We start from the raw sequence: 16842 nt of genomic DNA on the forward strand, positions 1-16842 counted from the left end.
GGCCTCAGTCGAACACGCCGAAGGTCATGTAGCTGAACCAGGAACGGTCGCTGGACTCGTTCTCGGGCTCTTCTTCTTCGATCACGTCGCCATTTTCATCCTTGGGCTTGAGTTCGTTCGGGATGGCTTCCTTGGCATCCTGGAACTGACGCTGTACGTCCTGGTTGGCGCGGGTTTCGCCCGGCGGCAGCGGTGGACGGGACTCGATCAGGCCCAGGGTCGCCTTGCTCAGCCACGAACGGTTGTCGGCTTCGTCGACCCGTGGGGTGAACTGGCCATCGACCAGCGATGGGTGATCCGGGTAGTTCAGCTTGAGGGTTTCCAGGCTGGTGGCCGCCAGGTCGTCCAGGTGCAGGCGCTGGTAGGCTTCGGTCATCACCGCCAGGCCATCACCCACCGAAGGGGTTTCCTGGAAGTTTTCCACCACGTAGCGGCCACGGTTGGCGGCGGCGACGTAGGCCTGACGGGTCAGGTAGTAGTCGGCTACGTGGATTTCGTAGGAGGCCAGCAGGTTGCGCAGGTAGATCATGCGCTGCTTGGCGTCCGGCGAGTAGCGGCTGTTGGGGAAGCGGCTGGTCAGCTGGGCGAACTCGTTGTAGGAGTCGCGCGCGGCACCCGGGTCACGCTTGGTCATGTCCAGCGGCAGGAAGCGCGCCAGCAGGCCGACGTCCTGGTCGAAGGAGGTCAGGCCCTTGAGGTAATAGGCGTAATCGACGTTCGGGTGCTGCGGGTGCAGACGAATGAAACGCTCGGCGGCGGATTTGGCGGCTTCCGGCTCGGCGTTCTTGTAGTTGGCGTAGATCAGCTCCAATTGGGCCTGATCGGCATAGCGCCCGAACGGATACCGCGACTCCAGCGCCTTCAGCTTGGCGGTGGCGCTGGTATAGCTGTTGTTATCCAGGTCGTTCTGCGCCTGTTGGTACAGTTCGACTTCGCTCAGGTTTTCGTCTACGACTTCCTTCGACGAGCAAGCAGCAGTCAATGCGAGGATGGCGATCAGCAGCAGGTGTTTCACTTGCATGGCGGCTTGCGTCCCTATGACGGCCGCTGTCTTGGGCGGGGCCGTCCTGTTATGATGAGCGCCCCGTTGAAAGCCTCGGGGCAAAAGACGCCGTATTTAACCACAAGCGCGCAGCCGAAACCAAAGGCTGTGCCGACGCCCAGTCCGAGCATGTCCGATAAAATAGAACTTCGCGCAGAGGTGCCGTCCGAATTGGGCGGCCAACGCCTCGATCAAGTCGCCGCACAACTCTTTGCCGAGCACTCTCGCTCGCGCCTTTCCGCCTGGATCAAGGACGGCCGCCTGACTGTGGATGGGGCGGTGATTCGTCCGCGCGACATCGTCCATGGCGGCGCTATCCTCGAACTGACTGCCGAGCAGGAGGCCCAGGGAGAATGGGTCGCCCAGGACATTGCCCTGGACATCGTCTATGAAGACGATGACATCCTGGTGATCAACAAGCCTGCGGGCCTGGTGGTGCACCCGGCGGCCGGTCATGCCGACGGCACGCTGCTCAACGCTTTGCTGCACCACGTACCGGACATCGTCAATGTGCCCCGTGCCGGCATCGTCCATCGCCTGGACAAGGACACCACCGGCCTGATGGTGGTGGCCAAGACCATCCAGGCGCAGACACAGCTGGTCACACAGCTGCAAAGCCGCAGTGTCAGCCGCATCTATGAATGCATCGTGATCGGGGTCGTCACCGCCGGTGGCAAGATCAACGCCCCGATCGGTCGTCACGGCCAGCAGCGCCAGCGCATGGCGGTGATGGAAGGTGGCAAGCAGGCGGTCAGCCACTATCGTGTGCTGGAGCGTTTCCGTTCCCACACCCACGTGCGGGTCAAGCTGGAAACCGGTCGTACCCACCAGATCCGTGTGCACATGGCCCACATCAACTTCCCGTTGGTGGGCGACCCGGCTTATGGCGGTCGTTTCCGCATTCCGCCAGCCGCCAGCCAGACCATGGTCGAATCGCTGAAGAATTTCCCGCGCCAGGCACTGCACGCGCGTTTCCTGGAGCTTGATCATCCGACGACCGGCAAACGCATGAGCTGGGAATCGCCGTTGCCGGATGATTTCGTCTGGCTGCTGACGTTGCTCAAGCAGGACCGCGAGGCGTTCGTCGGATGACTGACTGGCTGATACCCGACTGGCCCGCGCCGGCCCGGGTCAAGGCCTGCGTCACCACCCGCGAGGGCGGCGTCAGCCTGGCGCCGTTCGACAGCCTCAACCTGGGCGACCATGTGGGCGACGACCCCACGGCGGTCGCTGAAAACCGCCGTCGTCTCACCGATCAATTCGTCATCACCCCGGCCTGGCTGCAGCAGGTCCACGGCATTGCCGTGGTCGAGGCTGACCCGACCCAGGTGGCGACCGCCGATGCCAGTTGGACCGCCACGCCGGGTATCGCTTGCACGGCGATGACCGCCGATTGCCTGCCGGTGCTGTTCTGCAACCGTGCCGGCACCCGCGTCGCGGCGGCCCATGCCGGTTGGCGTGGGTTGGCGAACGGTGTGCTGGAAGCCACCCTCGACAGCCTTGCCGTGCCCGCGAATGAAATCCTGGCCTGGCTCGGCCCGGCCATCGGGCCGCAAGCGTTCGAAGTCGGGCCGGAAGTGCGTGAAGCCTTCATCGCGCGACTGCCTGAAGCGGTAAAAGCCTTTGCCGCGAGCCCCAATGCCGGCAAGTTCCTCGCCGACATCTATCAGTTGGCCCGCTTGCGGCTGGCGGCGCGCGGTATCACCGCGGTGTACGGCGGTGGCCTCTGCACCGTGAACGACCCGCGTTTCTTCTCCTACCGGCGCAACCCGCGCACCGGTCGCTTTGCCTCGCTGATCTGGATCGAACGCTAGACTTCCCTGATCTGCATCAAGGCTGCGCTGCTTGAAACTTCCAGAATCGACCACATCTATAAGGGTATCTGGCAGGTTTCTTCATTCAGGATGTGTTTAGGTCCGGCCTGCTCAAAAGGAAGGTGACCCATGCGTATTGATCGTTTAACCAGCAAATTACAATTGGCCCTGTCCGATGCCCAGTCCCTGGCCGTCGGCCTGGACCACCCCGGTATCGAACCGGCGCATTTGATGCAGGCCATGCTTGAACAGCAGGGCGGCTCCATCAAGCCCCTGTTGATGCAGGTCGGCTTTGACGTCAACAGCCTGCGCAAAGAACTGGCCAAGGAGCTCGACCAGTTACCCAAGATCCAGAATCCGACCGGTGACGTGAACATGTCCCAGGATCTGGCGCGACTGCTCAACCAGGCCGACCGCTTGGCCCAGCAGAAGGGCGACCAGTTCATTTCCAGCGAATTGGTGCTGCTCGCCGCCATGGACGAGAACAGCAAGCTCGGCAAGCTGCTGCTCGGCCAAGGGGTGAGCAAGAAAGCCCTGGAAAATGCCATCAACAACCTGCGTGGCGGCGAAGCGGTCAACGACGCCAATCACGAGGAGTCACGCCAGGCGCTGGACAAATACACCGTCGACCTGACCAAGCGCGCCGAGGAAGGCAAGCTCGACCCGGTGATCGGTCGTGACGATGAAATCCGCCGCACGATCCAGGTGCTGCAACGCCGCACCAAGAACAACCCGGTGCTGATCGGTGAGCCAGGCGTGGGTAAAACCGCCATCGCCGAGGGCCTGGCCCAGCGCATTATCAACGGCGAAGTGCCGGACGGCCTCAAGGGCAAGCGCCTGTTGTCCCTGGACATGGGGGCCTTGATCGCCGGTGCCAAGTACCGTGGCGAGTTCGAAGAACGGCTCAAGGCTTTGCTCAATGAACTGTCCAAGCAGGAAGGGCAGATCATCCTGTTCATCGACGAACTGCACACCATGGTCGGTGCGGGCAAGGGCGAGGGTTCGATGGACGCCGGCAACATGCTCAAGCCTGCGTTGGCCCGGGGCGAGTTGCACTGCGTCGGCGCGACCACGCTCAACGAGTACCGCCAATATATAGAGAAGGATGCGGCGCTGGAGCGGCGCTTCCAGAAAGTGCTGGTGGAGGAACCGAGCGAAGAAGACACCATCGCCATCCTGCGCGGCCTTAAAGAACGCTATGAAGTTCACCACAAGGTGGCGATCACCGACGGCGCGATCATCGCCGCGGCCAAGCTCAGCCACCGCTACATCACCGACCGTCAATTGCCGGACAAGGCCATCGACCTGATCGACGAGGCGGCCAGCCGCATCCGCATGGAGATCGACTCCAAGCCGGAAGTGCTGGATCGCCTGGAGCGGCGCCTGATCCAGCTCAAGGTCGAGTCCCAGGCACTGAAGAAAGAAAGCGACGAAGCGGCGAAGAAGCGTCTGGAAAGGTTGCAGGAAGAAATCGTTCGTCACGAACGCGAGTATTCCGACCTCGAGGAAATCTGGAACTCGGAGAAAGCCGAGGTCCAGGGCTCGGCGCAGATCCAGCAAAAGATCGAACAGTCCCGCCAGGAACTGGAAGCGGCTCGCCGCAAAGGCGACCTCAACCGCATGGCCGAGCTGCAGTACGGGGTGATCCCGGACCTGGAGCGCAGCCTGCAGATGGTCGACCAGCACGGCAAGAGCGAAAACCAGTTGCTGCGCAGCAAGGTCACCGAGGAAGAAATCGCCGAGGTGGTGTCCAAGTGGACCGGCATTCCGGTCTCGAAAATGCTCGAGGGCGAGCGCGACAAGCTGCTGAAGATGGAAAGCCTGCTGCACCAGCGCGTGATTGGCCAGGAAGAAGCGGTAGTGGCGGTCTCCAACGCTGTGCGCCGGTCCCGCGCCGGGTTGTCGGACCCTAATCGTCCAAGTGGCTCGTTCATGTTCCTCGGCCCGACCGGCGTCGGTAAAACCGAGCTGTGCAAGGCGCTGGCCGAGTTCCTCTTCGACACCGAAGAGGCCATGGTGCGCATCGACATGTCCGAGTTCATGGAGAAGCATTCCGTGGCACGGCTGATCGGTGCGCCACCGGGTTATGTCGGCTATGAAGAGGGTGGTTACCTGACCGAGGCTGTGCGTCGCAAGCCGTACTCGGTGATCCTGCTCGATGAGGTCGAGAAGGCGCACCCGGATGTGTTCAATATCCTGCTGCAAGTGCTGGAGGATGGTCGCCTGACCGACAGCCACGGACGTACGGTGGACTTCCGCAACACGGTGATCGTGATGACCTCCAACCTGGGCTCGACACAGATCCAGGAGTTGGTGGGCGACCGTGAGGCGCAGCGCGCAGCGGTGATGGATGCGATCTCTACCCACTTCCGCCCGGAATTCATCAACCGGGTCGACGAGGTGGTGATCTTCGAGCCGTTGGCCCGGGATCAGATTGCCGGTATTACCGAGATCCAGTTGGGTCGCCTGCGCAGCCGTCTCACCGAGCGCGAGCTCAAGCTGCAATTGAGCGACGAGGCCTTGGACAAGTTGATTGCGGTGGGTTACGACCCGGTCTATGGCGCGCGGCCGCTCAAACGAGCGATCCAGCGCTGGATCGAAAACCCGCTGGCGCAGTTGATTCTGTCCGGTCGCTTCATGCCGGGCGAAACCGTGACCGGTACGGTGGAGAACGACGAAATCGTCTTCAACTGAAGGCCGGCTCTGCCGACGATGGAAATGGCCTTGCCTTGCAAGGCCATTTTTTTCATCAGGCCGTTGAACTCAAAGGAAAAGGCTTGTAAAGTGCGCCCCGCAGTACGTCACCCCAAGGGCGACTTCTCACTGAGAAGGAATCCAAAATAAGTTGCAAATCATTGTCTTGAAAGCAATTTAAGGGGTTGACAGAGGTTTTGAAGATTGTAGAATAGCGCGCCTCAGACACACGAACGCAGCGATGCGTAAGGGTAGAAGAGGTTGAAGCTAGCTTCAACGTTGTAGCTTGAAATATCAGTTCCGTGATAGCTCAGTCGGTAGAGCAAATGACTGTTAATCATTGGGTCCCAGGTTCGAGTCCTGGTCACGGAGCCATTTCAATCGGGGTATAGCGCAGTCCGGTAGCGCGCCTGCTTTGGGAGCAGGATGTCAGGAGTTCGAATCCCCTTACCCCGACCATATTTGGGTCGTTAGCTCAGTTGGTAGAGCAGTTGGCTTTTAACCAATTGGTCGTAGGTTCGAATCCCACACGACCCACCATTTTTGAAACCAGTTCGCTGGAATCGAATCTTAAGATCAGAGGCCAAAAGCGCTGATCGAGAAGGCGACTTGCGAAGGTCGCCTTTTTTTTACCGGGGTATAGCGCAGTCCGGTAGCGCGCCTGCTTTGGGAGCAGGATGTCAGGAGTTCGAATCCCCTTACCCCGACCATATTGAAAATCCTCGTATCGAAAGATACGGGGATTTTTTTTGCCCGTAATAAAGTGGACTGACTTAAGTCGTCGTACGACCTGCCGATAACCCAGCGACAGGGGCGTGGCCCCATCTCAGGCCAACAATAAGAAAAGGCACCCCTTATGGTTCTTCGTCAGTTGAATATTGCCCCGCGTGCCGCGTTGGGTTTTGCCTTGATTGCCGTGTTGGTGGCGTTGCTCGGGGTATTCGCGCTGGGGCAGATGTCGAGCATCCGTGACAGTGAAGTCGCCGTGGAAACCCAATGGCTGCCCAGCATCCGTGGAGGTGATGAGATTCGCGAGTGGATGCTGCGTATCCGCACGATTTCCCTGCGCATGGCCCTGGACCAGGACCCGAAGAACATCCCGGTGTACCGCGGACAAATGGACACCCGTGACAAAGAACTGGGCGAAAAAATCGCGGCCTACGAAAAACTCGTCGTCACGCCTGAAGGCAGGGCCCTTTACGACCAATTCAAGCAGACCTTTGCCGCTTACCGCACCGGTATCGCGCAATCCTTCACCCTGGCGGAGCAGGGGCGTCGGGACGAGCTGATCAAGCTGTTGCTGGTGGACATGAAGACCGTGGTGGATGGTTCCGGCAAGCAGCTCAACGATCTGGCGGAGTTGTTCTCCAAACAGGTGTCCATCGAGAGCCAGAAGTCCCAGGAGCACTACGCCAACTCCCGGATGATCGTCAGCCTGTTCGTGGTGCTCGCGGCCCTGGCCACGGTCGTGCTGGCCATGCTGCTCACCCGCAGTATCGTCAAACCCTTGGGCGCAGCGCTGAATGCCGCGGAGAGCGTCGCCCGGGGTGACCTGACCCGACCGATCGAGACCCATGGCAACGACGAAGTGAGCCGCTTGCTCAAGGCGCTGGCGACCATGCAGCAGAACCTGCGGGAAACCCTGCAGGGCATCAGCGGCTCGGCTGCACAGCTGGCCACCGCCGCTGATGAGCTGAACGCCGTCACGCTCGACAGCACCCACAGCCTGCAACAACAGAATAATGAAATTGAACAAGCTGCCACGGCGGTCACTGAAATGACCACGGCCGTGGAAGAGGTCGCGCGCAATGCGGTTTCCACCTCCGATGCCACGCGTCAGTCCAGTGAATCGGCGTCCCTGGGGCAGCAGCGGGTCAGCGACACAGTCGATGCCATCGGTGCCCTTGCCAGCGATGTGCAGGTGACGGGTGGCCTGGTGCAATCGTTGGCCAACCAATCGCAGGATATCGGCAAGGTGCTGGACGTGATCCGCGCCATCGCCGAGCAGACCAACCTGCTGGCCCTCAACGCCGCCATTGAAGCGGCCCGGGCGGGTGAGAGCGGACGTGGGTTTGCGGTGGTGGCGGACGAAGTCCGGGCGCTGGCTTATCGCACGCAGCAATCGACCCAGGAAATCGAGCAAATGGTCCAGGGCATGCGCAGCGGTGCCACCCAGGCACTCGATTCCATGCAGGCCAGTTCCAGTCGCGCCGCCAGCACTCTGGCCATGGCGGAGCGGGCAGGGGACGCGCTGCAGACCATCACGGCCTCGGTCAATGAAATCCACGAACGCAACCTGGTCATCGCCAGCGCCGCCGAAGAACAGGCGCAAGTGGCCCGCGAGGTGGATCGCAACTTGGTGAACATTCGTGATTTGTCGGTGCGCTCGGCCTCCGGTGCGGACCAGACCAGTGCCTCCAGCCATGAGTTGTCGCAACTGGCGAATTCGCTGCGCACGATGGTGCAGCGGTTTCAGGTTTGATTGAGGGTTAAGCACTGGCTGTGCCGCCCTCATCGCGAGCAAGCTCGCTCCCACAGGATGACCGCGATCAACTGTGGGAGCGAGCTTGCTCGCGATTGCGATGGATCATTCAGCCTCGATATTGCTGATCCAGCGCAATCGTCAGTCAGGCCTCAGTGCAACTTCAGCCTAGGCTCGGTCCCGCGCCCGATCTTGCTGCCCAGCATCAGCATGGCCGTGCGGAACATCCCGTACAGCGCCATCTGGTGCATGCGGTACAGCGAGACGTAGAACATCCGCGCCAACCAGCCTTCGAGCATTACGCTGCCGGTCAGGTTGCCCATCAGGTTGCCCACCGCCGAGAACCGCGACAGCGAAATCAGCGAGCCGTAGTCGGTGTATTTGTAGTCGGGCAGGGCCTTGCCTTCGATTCGCAGCTTCAGGGATTTGGCCAGCAGCGAGGCCTGCTGGTGCGCGGCCTGGGCGCGGGGCGGAACATTGCGATCACTGCCGGGTTGCGGGCAGGCGGCGCAATCGCCGAAGGCGAAGATGTTCTCGTCGCGGGTGGTTTGTAGCGTCGGCAGTACTTGCAGCTGGTTGATCCGGTTGGTCTCCAGTCCGTCGATGTCCTTGAGGAAGTCCGGGGCGCGAATCCCGGCGGCCCAGACTTTCAGGCTCGCGTCGATCACCTGGCCGTCGGCGGTAATCAGGCTGTCGGCGGTCACCTGGCTGACGGCGGCGTTGGTCATGACGTTGACCCCGAGTTTCTCCAGGGTCTTGTGCACCGGCCCGCCGATACGCTCCGGCAGCGCTGGCAAGACCCGTGGACCCGCCTCGATCAGGGTGATGTGCATGTTCTCCGGCTTGATCCGGTCCAGGCCATAGGCGTGCAGTTCGTGAGCGGCATTATGCAGTTCGGCCGCCAGTTCGACACCGGTCGCACCGGCGCCGACGATGGCGACGCTGATGCGCTCGACAACATCGGTCTGTCCGGCGTGGGCACGCAGATAGTGGTGGAGCAATTGCTGATGGAAGCGCTCGGCCTGCTTGCGCGTGTCGAGGAACAGGCAGTGCTGCGCCGCGCCTTCGGTACCGAAGTCATTGGTGGTGCTGCCGACGGCAATCACCAGGCTGTCGTAGCCCAATTCCCGAGCCGGCAACAGCTCGACGCCCGCCTCGTCATAGGTGGCGGCCAGCTGGATTCTCTTGCGCTCCCGGTCCAGGCCGCTCATGCGCCCAAGCTGGAACTCGAAATGGTTCCATTTTGCCTGGGCGACGTAGTTGAGTTCGTCTTCGGAAGAGTTCAGGGAGCCGGCAGCCACTTCATGCAGCAGGGGTTTCCAGATGTGGGTCAGGTTCGCGTCGACCAGCATCACACTGGCCGTGCCACGCTTGCCCAGAGTCTTACCCAGACGGGTAGCCAACTCCAGACCGCCGGCGCCGCCGCCAACGATGACAATACGATGAGTCATGGGGATATCTCGCAAGGCTAAAGGAATTCGGTGCCGTTACCCGAGCGAGCGCCAAGCGGCTCATAGCGTCAGGTAACTGATCAGTCGGCTCAACAGGCCCAGGCCAATCGTGATGGCCAGTACCACCACCAGGAGCATCCACGGCCGGAAAGGCCGGCGCTCGACTCGGTGCTGGGACAGTTGCAGGTACTCTTCGACATGCTTCTGGTCATCTGGGTTCAGGCGGCTGGTCATAAAGGCCTCGTCAGGTAGACGTTGCGAAAGGTGAAGGCGTTACAGCGTCCGGCTAGCCGGCATTGAAAGCAGCGTAGCCGCTCGCCGGCACAGGTTCGACGCTCAGGCTGTCGTCCAGGCGAATGATTCCACTTTTTAACACCCGGGCGGTGATTCCGCCATGGCCGCGTACGGCCTGGAACGTACCTTCGCCGAGGTTGCGCTCCAATCGGGCGCAAGGCTGGCACCAGCCGGTGGTTTCGAAGATGGCTTGGCCGATGCGAAAGCGCCGGCCCTTGAGGCTGAACAGATTGATGCCGCTGACCACTATATTGCGTCGCAGCTCCTGTGGCAGCACCGGCTGGTCCTCGGGGCGGCCCATCAGCGAGCCGATCACGGCCAGGTGTTCCCATTGGATCAACGTCACTTGTCGCGCATTGCGCACACCGGGGCGGGCATGATCGCCGGTCAGTCCGGCTTCCAGGCGGGCCTCCACGGCGTCCAGTTCGATCATCGGCGCGTGACCCTGGGGGCGCACGCCAATCCAGCGTACGCGGCCCTGCTGCGGCACGGCGGCGATCAGTTCCTGCAATGGGCTCACAGGCTGATCCCGACGTCGAACACGATGCTGCGCCCCAGGTTGCCTCGCAAAAAATCCGGCGCGTCGGGGTGGGCGAACAGCACCCGGGCAAACGTCGGCCCCACCAGCGACAGCGAGCGCCAGCCCTGGCGCAGGTATTCGGTCGGCGGTGGAAAGTGACTGTTGAGGTCCAACACTTCGCGCTTGAGGCTGGCGAAGGCGATGATGTCCAGGTCGCCCAGGTCCATGCCGCGTTCGGTGTAGTTGTGGGCTTTCTTGCGCAGGGTCGGGGCCAGGCGCATCAGGAATTCATTGGCCGGGATTCGCCGGGGCTTGGCCTCGCGACGCACCAGCTGGCTCAGGGAAAAGGCGCTGCGGCGACGTTGCAGTTCATCGCGCCATTCGTCATTGAGACGGCGGCCCTCGTCGAGCACGAAAAACACCTCGAAATTGGCATCCCGAAACAGCACGTCCGGTGGCTCACCGGCCGGGGCGAACTCGTCGGCGCGATAAGGCACGTTCAGCCCTTGCAGCAGACGCTGGCAGACCCAACGCTCACGCTCCCATTTGCGGGCATTGGAGAGAAAGGCGTTGGCTTGCTCGGCCGCGATGGTCAGCAGGCGTAAATAATCGGAATCATCCATGAGCCCAAGCTTAGCGTTCAATTGCGACAAGCTGAAAGCGTTGCGTGGATTAATGGACGTTATGGGTGGGGGTGTAGACTGCTGGTTTGAAGTAACCCCTGTTTGAGACAAGGGCAAGCGAAAGGAGTAGTCCATGATCGGTGCTGAACTGCTATCACCGCAAACCCTGGCGGTCGGTTGGCTGGTTTATGTGCCGGTGTTGGCCTGGGCTGTGGCGCGGGCACCGTGGGTCGAGCTGTTCACGGACAGCCGTCGCCAGCATTTGCTGTTCGGCACGGTGCTGGCGTTGTTCATGCTGTGGCTGGTGCGACGGGATTTCGATACGGGTGTCTCGTATCATTTCATTGGCATGACTGCCGTGACGCTGCTGCTGGACTGGCCATTGGCGATCCTGGGTGGCCTGTGCGCGCAGATGGCGCTGGTGCTGCTGGGGCGTCAGGACATGGCGGCGGTCGGAGTCAACGGTGCGCTGCTGATCCTGCTGCCGGTGCTGATCACTGAATGTTGCGCAATCCTGGTGGAGCGCGCCCAGCCGCGTAACCTGTTTGTGTATATCTTCTGTTCGGGGTTCCTGGCTGCCGCGCTTTCGGCATTGGCCTGCCTGCTGCTGGGGCTCGGTTTGCTCTGGTACGACGGCCTGTTTGCCATGCCTTACTGGCTGGAGGACTTCATCGGCTACCTCTGGCTGATCATTTTTCCCGAAGCGTTCATCAACGGCATGGTGATCAGTGCGTTGGTGGTGTTCAGCCCCGAATGGCTGGAGACCTTCAACCGCACGCGCTACCTGTCGGCACCGTGGAACGATGATGACAAGCCTTGATTCACGTCAAGGCTGCCCCACCGCACGCCCTGCATGCTCTGGAAAACTTCCAGGAGTACAACCATGAGTGTTTATGAGTGGGCCAGGCAAGAGATCAGGCGTAGCCACGATGCCGCAATGGAGATCGGTTTCGACCCGGGCTTGAGCCTGCGTGCCTTGCTCAGTGCGATCGTGCAGCAGAGCAAGACAGTACGCAGCGCTGAAGACCTGGCCGACGAGTTGAGTTTCCTGGCGGAAAACCTCGACGACGAACAGGACTACGGTTTCATGCGGCCTTAGTGATGTGAGCGAGGCTCGAAATCTTCGCTGAACAGCTCATCCTCGGCGTCGGGGCTGACCGGGATTTTGTGTTCTTCCGACGCCCAGGCGCCGAGGTCGATCAGTTTGCAGCGATCAGAACAGAACGGCCGGAATGTGCTCTGCGGGCTCCATTCCACAGGGGCGCCACAGGTTGGGCAATCAACGGTTGGGGTTTGGCTCATGAGTGGCCTCCACGCAAAGTAAGGTAAAAGTGATGCAGGCGCTCGACCTCGCTGTGCAGCCAGGCGAGGTCGCGATCATTGACCACCACGTCGTCGGCATGGCTCAGGCGATCCTGGCGGCTGGACTGGGCCTTGAGGATCGCCTGGACCTGCTGTTCGCTGGTCTGGTCGCGCTGCAACGTACGTTCGATCTGCAGTTGTTCCGGCGCATCGATCACCAGGATCCGCTGGGTCATGGCGTACTGCCCTGACTCGATCAGCAGCGGCGACACCAGGATCGCGTAGGGCGATTGTGCCTGAGCCAGGTGATGGGCGATTTCCTCGGCGATCAGCGGATGCAGCAGTGCTTCGAGCCAGCGGCGTTCATCGGCATGCTCGAAAATCAGCTTGCGCAGCGCCGCCCGGTCCAGGGCGCCGTCGGCCTGCAATACGCCAGGGCCGAAGTGCTCGGCGATTTTCGCCAGCGCCGGGCGCCCGGGCTCGACCACCCAGCGTGCCGCATGATCGGCGTCGATGACGTGCACACCCAGATCGATGAAATGCTGGGCCGCCGCGCTCTTGCCGCTGCCGATGCCACCGGTCAGGCCGAGAATCCAGGGTTTTTCCAGAGGGGTATTCATTAGAAACCGACAGACTGCCAATAGAAGTCGGTTATTTGACCACCCCAGAGCAAGGCAATCCAGCCGGCAATGGCCAGATAAGGTCCGAAGGGGATCTGCGTCGACCCGGGCGCATCACGCAAGCGCAGCACAATGACCCCGATAACGGCGCCCACCAGCGACGACAACAGCAGCGTCAGCGGCAGGACCTGCCAGCCGCCCCAGGCGCCCAGCATCGCCAGCAGCTTGAAATCCCCGTAGCCCATGCCTTCCTTGCCGGTGATCAGCTTGAACACCCAGAATACCGACCACAGCGCCAGGTAGCCGGCCACCGCGCCCCACATCGCCTGGTCCAGGGAAACGAACAGCCCGAAGCTGTTGACGATCAAGCCCAGCCACAACAACGGCAACACCAGGGTATCGGGCAGCAGTTGATGCTCGGCGTCGATCAGGCTCATGGCCAGCAGGCCCCAGGTCAACACCATCACCATCGCGGCGTGCCAGCCAAAGCCGAAATGCCAGGCGACGAACGCCGACAATGCGCCGCAGGCCACTTCGGTCAGGGGGTAACGCTTGCCGATGGGCGCGGCGCAGCTCGAACAGCGGCCACGCAGCATCAGGTAGCTCAACAGCGGAATGTTCTCCCAGGCGCGGATGCGATGGCCGCAGTGCGGGCATTGGGAATGGGGCAGCATGAGGTTGTAGACCGGGCCCGGGGTTTCGGCCGGCAGGCCCAACAGGTCGTGGGCTTGCAGGCGCCATTCGCGGTTGAGCATCTTCGGCAGGCGCCACACCACCACGTTGAGGAAGCTGCCGACGATCAGGCCGAGCAATGCCGCAACAAGCACGAAAGCCACGGGATACAGCACGAGAAATTCGCTCAGGGGCATGTCAGATCGCAGAGCCGAGTTGAAAGATGGGCAGGTACATGGCGACTACCAGGCCACCCACGACGACCCCCAGGATCACCATGATGAAGGGTTCCATCAGGCTGGTGAGGTTGTCCACCAGATTGTCCACTTCGGCCTCATAAAAACTCGCCACTTTGTCGAGCATGTCGTCCAGCGCGCCGGATTCCTCGCCGATGGCGGTCATCTGGATGGCCAGGTTCGGAAAGATCCCTGACGCGCGCATGGAAAAATTCAACTGCATGCCAGTGGAGACGTCCTGGCGGATGCGCTGCACAGCGCGCTTGAACACCACGTTGCCGGTGGCGCCCGATACCGAGTCGAGGGCTTCGACCAGCGGCACGCCGGCGGCGAATGTCGTCGAGAGCGTGCGGGCGTAGCGGGCCACGGCGGACTTGTACATCAAGGCGCCTATCAGCGGTAGTTTGAGTAGCCATTTATCGCGCCAGTCACGAAAGCGCTCGGAACGCCTGAGGGCGTATTTCACGCCAAAAAATGTCCCTACAAGCCCGCCAAGCACCACCCACCACCAATCCTGCAAGAATTCCGACAGGCCGATGACCATTACCGTGAAGGCCGGTAGCTGTGCACCGAACCCTGAAAAGACCGATTCGAACTGCGGCACCACCTTGACCAGCAGGATGCCGGTGACCACCGCAGCGACGAGTATCACCGCCGTCGGGTAGGTCATGGCTTTCTTGATCTTGGCCTTGAGCGCTTCGCTCTTTTCCTTGTAGGTCGCGACCCGATCCAGCAGCGTATCCAGGGCACCGGCCTGTTCACCGGCATCCACCAGGTTGCAGTACAAATCGTCGAAGTACTGCGGGCATTTGCGCAGCGAGGCGGCGAAGCTGTTGCCGGCGGCGACTTCCTGTTTCACCTGGTCCACCAGCTTGCGCATGTTGGCGTTGTCGAAGCCTTCGCCGATGATGTCGAACGCCTGCAACAGCGGCACGCCAGCCTTGAGCATCGTTGCCATCTGGCGGGTGAAGAGGGCGATATCCAGCGGCTTGATGCGCTTGCCCTTGCTGAATATCGAGGTGGATTTCTTGCGCACCTTCTCCGGGTTGATGCCTTGTTTGCGCAGTTGTGCCTTGACCAGGGCCGGGCTCTGTCCCGTCAGCTCGCCGGTCATTTTCGCGCCTTTGCGGTCTTTGCCTTCCCACGTATAGACGTCGGTTTTTACTGCCTTGACCGCCATGCTCAATCCTTGGTGACCCGGTTGATTTCCTCGAGGCTGGTGACGCCCTGCATCACTTTGAGCAGCCCCGATGTGCGCAGGTCATTGAAGCCGTCCTTGCGCATTTGCAGATCGATTTCCAGCGAGTTGCCCTCGGCCATGATCAACCGTTGCAGCTCGGGCGTGTTCTTGACCACTTCGTAAACCCCCACGCGCCCTTTGTAACCGTGGTTGCACTGTTGGCAACCGACCGGCTCATAGATCGTGAATGTGCCGATGCGTTCCCGGGGGAAACCTTCCTTGAGCAGGGTTTCCTCGGGAATCTCGATGGCTTTCTTGCAGTGGGCGCAGAGCTTGCGCGCCAACCGCTGGGCGATGATCAGGTGCACGGCGGTGGCGATGTTGAACCCTGGAATGCCCATGTTCTGCAAGCGGATCAGGGTTTCGGCGGCGCTGTTGGTGTGCAGTGTGGAGAGCACCAGGTGCCCGGTCTGGGCGGCCTTGATGGCGATTTCGGCGGTTTCCAGGTCGCGGATCTCGCCGACCATGATCACGTCCGGGTCCTGGCGCAGGAATGAGCGCAGGGCCTGGGCGAAGTCCAGCCCCTGGCGCGGGTTCACGTTGACCTGGTTGATGCCTTCCATGTTGATCTCCACCGGGTCTTCGGCGGTGGAGATGTTGATGTCCACGGTATTGAGGATATTCAGCCCGGTGTACAGCGACACGGTCTTGCCCGAGCCGGTCGGGCCGGTGACCAGGATCAGCCCTTGTGGCTGTTTGAGGGCGGCCATGTACAGGTCTTTCTGATCCGGCTCGTAGCCCAGGGCATCGATGCCCATTTGCGCACTGGAGGGGTCGAGGATCCGGATCACCACTTTTTCGCCCCAGAGCGTCGGCAGGGTGTTGACCCGGAAGTCGATGGACTTGGTTTTCGACAGGCGCATTTTCAGCCGGCCGTCCTGGGGTTTGCGCCGTTCGGAAATATCGAGGCTGGCCATGACTTTCAGGCGGGCGGCGATACGGGTCGCCAGTTGGATCGGCGGCCGGGCCACTTCCCGCAGCATGCCGTCGGTGCGCACCCGCACCCGGTAGATTTTTTCGTAAGGCTCGAAGTGCAGGTCGGAAGAGCCGCCCTTGATCGCGTCCAGCAGCATCTTGTTGACGAAACGCACCACGGGCGCGTCGTCGGCGTCCTGGTTGCCGATGGAATCCTGCTTGGTGTCGTCGATCGATTCGATGTCCAGACCGTCCAGACCGTCCAGGTCGACATCGCCCATGCCTTCCAGGCCCGTGCTATTGGATTCGAAAAACTTTTCGATGGCGTCGCTGAGCTTGTCGTCTTCTACCAGGATGGCTTCGGTGGTCAGGCCGGTACTGAATTGAATGTCATTGATGGCTTGGTGATTGGTGGGGTCGGAGATGCCCACGAACAACTTGTTGCCGCGTCGCCACAGCGGCAGGACGTGATGTTGGCGCACCAGTTTTTCGCTGACCAGGCCCGTGGGTTGGGTGTCCTTGTCCAGGCTGTTGAGGTCCAGCAGGGCGACGCCGAAATGCTCCGAGGCGATCTCCGCGACCTGGCGGCTCTGGACCAGTTTGTTCTGCACCAGGTAGCTGACCAGGGGGATGCGACTGCGTTGGGCCTGTTGATACGCCTGTTGCGCACTTTGCTCGGTGAGCAGTTCAGCCAGCACCAATTGCTTGGTCAGGCCGCTGAGGGCGATGTCATTCATGGGGATTCCGGCGGCGGACAGTTCATGACTTATAGCCTAGTCAAGCATCGACGCCAAACCAGCGAGCCAGGGTGACAAAAAACGTCAGATAGTGCGGTTGTTGAGGTAGGACGTCGCCGTTGTGCGGGCTCAACCCCTTTATCGATGGCGCTTCAGGGTTGGCATGTGCCCTGCAATGGCTGTTTCAGGTCATGAGATTT

The 16842-nt window shown here is 61.3% G+C and carries 15 protein-coding genes, 4 tRNA genes and 2 pseudogenes; 11 read left to right on the forward strand and 10 right to left on the reverse strand.

Going from position 1 to position 16842, the window contains the following annotated elements; all coding sequences use genetic code 11:
* Positions 1-4: 4 nt before the first annotated feature.
* Positions 5-1021, reverse strand: coding sequence for an outer membrane protein assembly factor BamD (locus AO356_RS15940; protein ID WP_046065043.1), 1017 nt, complete (start codon positions 1019-1021; stop codon positions 5-7).
* 150 nt (positions 1022-1171) lie between these two features.
* Between AO356_RS15940 and rluD the strand changes: the two genes are divergently transcribed.
* The 9 genes and pseudogenes from rluD to AO356_RS33390 form a co-directional block, all read left to right on the forward strand.
* Positions 1172-2134 (forward strand): 23S rRNA pseudouridine(1911/1915/1917) synthase RluD, encoded by a 963-nt coding sequence (gene rluD / locus AO356_RS15945; RefSeq protein ID WP_060740571.1) that lies wholly within the window; start codon positions 1172-1174, stop codon positions 2132-2134.
* Positions 2131-2856, forward strand: coding sequence for a peptidoglycan editing factor PgeF (gene pgeF / locus AO356_RS15950; protein ID WP_060740572.1), 726 nt, complete (start codon positions 2131-2133; stop codon positions 2854-2856). The genes rluD and pgeF overlap by 4 nt, the downstream gene beginning before the upstream one ends.
* A gap of 129 nt (positions 2857-2985) precedes the next feature.
* Positions 2986-5550 (forward strand): ATP-dependent chaperone ClpB, encoded by a 2565-nt coding sequence (gene clpB / locus AO356_RS15955; protein WP_053125348.1) that lies wholly within the window; start codon positions 2986-2988, stop codon positions 5548-5550.
* 299 nt (positions 5551-5849) lie between these two features.
* A tRNA-Asn gene (locus tag AO356_RS15960) sits at positions 5850-5925 on the forward strand.
* 7 nt (positions 5926-5932) lie between these two features.
* Positions 5933-6009: transfer RNA gene (locus AO356_RS15965), tRNA-Pro, on the forward strand.
* A 5-nt stretch (positions 6010-6014) separates the two neighbouring features.
* A tRNA-Lys gene (locus AO356_RS15970) sits at positions 6015-6090 on the forward strand.
* 93 nt (positions 6091-6183) lie between these two features.
* Positions 6184-6260: transfer RNA gene (locus AO356_RS15975), tRNA-Pro, on the forward strand.
* Between the two features lie 146 nt (positions 6261-6406).
* Positions 6407-7129: pseudogene (locus AO356_RS33385) on the forward strand (MCP four helix bundle domain-containing protein); the annotation flags it as partial.
* 303 nt (positions 7130-7432) lie between these two features.
* A pseudogene (locus tag AO356_RS33390) lies at positions 7433-8032 on the forward strand (methyl-accepting chemotaxis protein); the annotation flags it as partial.
* 152 nt (positions 8033-8184) lie between these two features.
* Here the strand turns inward: AO356_RS33390 and AO356_RS15985 are convergent.
* From AO356_RS15985 to AO356_RS16000, 4 genes are read right to left on the reverse strand one after another with little or no spacing between them, the layout of a single operon-like run.
* Complete coding sequence (locus tag AO356_RS15985; RefSeq protein WP_060740574.1) at positions 8185-9483, reverse strand: NAD(P)/FAD-dependent oxidoreductase; 1299 nt, start codon at positions 9481-9483, stop codon at positions 8185-8187.
* A 60-nt stretch (positions 9484-9543) separates the two neighbouring features.
* On the reverse strand, positions 9544-9717 hold the full coding sequence (locus AO356_RS15990) for a DUF3094 family protein (RefSeq protein ID WP_039593877.1): 174 nt from the start codon (positions 9715-9717) through the stop codon (positions 9544-9546).
* A 52-nt stretch (positions 9718-9769) separates the two neighbouring features.
* On the reverse strand, positions 9770-10297 hold the full coding sequence (locus tag AO356_RS15995; RefSeq protein WP_060740575.1) for an MOSC domain-containing protein: 528 nt from the start codon (positions 10295-10297) through the stop codon (positions 9770-9772).
* Complete coding sequence (locus tag AO356_RS16000) at positions 10294-10920, reverse strand: DUF1780 domain-containing protein (protein WP_025215531.1); 627 nt, start codon at positions 10918-10920, stop codon at positions 10294-10296. The genes AO356_RS15995 and AO356_RS16000 overlap by 4 nt, the downstream gene beginning before the upstream one ends.
* Before the next feature lie 133 nt (positions 10921-11053).
* On the opposite strand from AO356_RS16000, the gene AO356_RS16005 reads away from it, so the two are divergent.
* Both AO356_RS16005 and AO356_RS16010 read left to right on the forward strand, forming a co-directional pair.
* Positions 11054-11740, forward strand: coding sequence for an energy-coupling factor ABC transporter permease (locus AO356_RS16005; protein WP_060740576.1), 687 nt, complete (start codon positions 11054-11056; stop codon positions 11738-11740).
* A gap of 63 nt (positions 11741-11803) precedes the next feature.
* Positions 11804-12019, forward strand: coding sequence for a hypothetical protein (locus tag AO356_RS16010; protein WP_053125334.1), 216 nt, complete (start codon positions 11804-11806; stop codon positions 12017-12019).
* On the opposite strand, the gene yacG is transcribed toward AO356_RS16010, so the two are convergent.
* From yacG to pilB, 5 genes are read right to left on the reverse strand one after another with little or no spacing between them, the layout of a single operon-like run.
* Positions 12016-12222: a DNA gyrase inhibitor YacG gene (gene yacG, locus AO356_RS16015; RefSeq protein ID WP_057450865.1), complete on the reverse strand. Its 207-nt coding sequence runs from the start codon at positions 12220-12222 to the stop codon at positions 12016-12018. The genes AO356_RS16010 and yacG overlap by 4 nt on opposite strands.
* Positions 12219-12842, reverse strand: coding sequence for a dephospho-CoA kinase (gene coaE / locus AO356_RS16020; RefSeq protein ID WP_060740577.1), 624 nt, complete (start codon positions 12840-12842; stop codon positions 12219-12221). The genes yacG and coaE overlap by 4 nt, the downstream gene beginning before the upstream one ends.
* Entirely contained in the window at positions 12842-13711 is an 870-nt protein-coding gene (locus AO356_RS16025) for a prepilin peptidase (protein WP_060740578.1), read from the reverse strand. Before AO356_RS16025 ends, coaE begins: the two co-directional genes overlap by 1 nt.
* A gap of 1 nt (position 13712) precedes the next feature.
* Positions 13713-14930: a type II secretion system F family protein gene (locus AO356_RS16030; RefSeq protein WP_060740579.1), complete on the reverse strand. Its 1218-nt coding sequence runs from the start codon at positions 14928-14930 to the stop codon at positions 13713-13715.
* A gap of 2 nt (positions 14931-14932) precedes the next feature.
* Entirely contained in the window at positions 14933-16642 is a 1710-nt protein-coding gene (pilB, locus tag AO356_RS16035; protein ID WP_060740580.1) for a type IV-A pilus assembly ATPase PilB, read from the reverse strand.
* Between the last annotated feature and the right edge of the window lie 200 nt (positions 16643-16842).

The organism is Pseudomonas fluorescens (assembly GCF_001307275.1).
Lineage (GTDB): Bacteria > Pseudomonadota > Gammaproteobacteria > Pseudomonadales > Pseudomonadaceae > Aquipseudomonas > Aquipseudomonas fluorescens_AA.

Coding starts and splice junctions, on each gene's coding strand:
- AO356_RS15985 (WP_060740574.1), bottom strand. CDS start 9,483: ATGACTCATCGTATTGTCATCGTTGGCGGCGGCGCCGGCGGTCTGGAG.
- AO356_RS16000 (WP_025215531.1), bottom strand. CDS start 10,920: ATGGATGATTCCGATTATTTACGCCTGCTGACCATCGCGGCCGAGCAA.
- pgeF (WP_060740572.1), top strand. CDS start 2,131: ATGACTGACTGGCTGATACCCGACTGGCCCGCGCCGGCCCGGGTCAAG.
- coaE (WP_060740577.1), bottom strand. CDS start 12,842: ATGAATACCCCTCTGGAAAAACCCTGGATTCTCGGCCTGACCGGTGGC.
- AO356_RS15990 (WP_039593877.1), bottom strand. CDS start 9,717: ATGACCAGCCGCCTGAACCCAGATGACCAGAAGCATGTCGAAGAGTAC.
- AO356_RS16025 (WP_060740578.1), bottom strand. CDS start 13,711: ATGCCCCTGAGCGAATTTCTCGTGCTGTATCCCGTGGCTTTCGTGCTT.
- AO356_RS16030 (WP_060740579.1), bottom strand. CDS start 14,930: ATGGCGGTCAAGGCAGTAAAAACCGACGTCTATACGTGGGAAGGCAAA.
- clpB (WP_053125348.1), top strand. CDS start 2,986: ATGCGTATTGATCGTTTAACCAGCAAATTACAATTGGCCCTGTCCGAT.
- AO356_RS16010 (WP_053125334.1), top strand. CDS start 11,804: ATGAGTGTTTATGAGTGGGCCAGGCAAGAGATCAGGCGTAGCCACGAT.
- yacG (WP_057450865.1), bottom strand. CDS start 12,222: ATGAGCCAAACCCCAACCGTTGATTGCCCAACCTGTGGCGCCCCTGTG.
- rluD (WP_060740571.1), top strand. CDS start 1,172: ATGTCCGATAAAATAGAACTTCGCGCAGAGGTGCCGTCCGAATTGGGC.
- AO356_RS15940 (WP_046065043.1), bottom strand. CDS start 1,021: ATGCAAGTGAAACACCTGCTGCTGATCGCCATCCTCGCATTGACTGCT.
- pilB (WP_060740580.1), bottom strand. CDS start 16,642: ATGAATGACATCGCCCTCAGCGGCCTGACCAAGCAATTGGTGCTGGCT.
- AO356_RS16005 (WP_060740576.1), top strand. CDS start 11,054: ATGATCGGTGCTGAACTGCTATCACCGCAAACCCTGGCGGTCGGTTGG.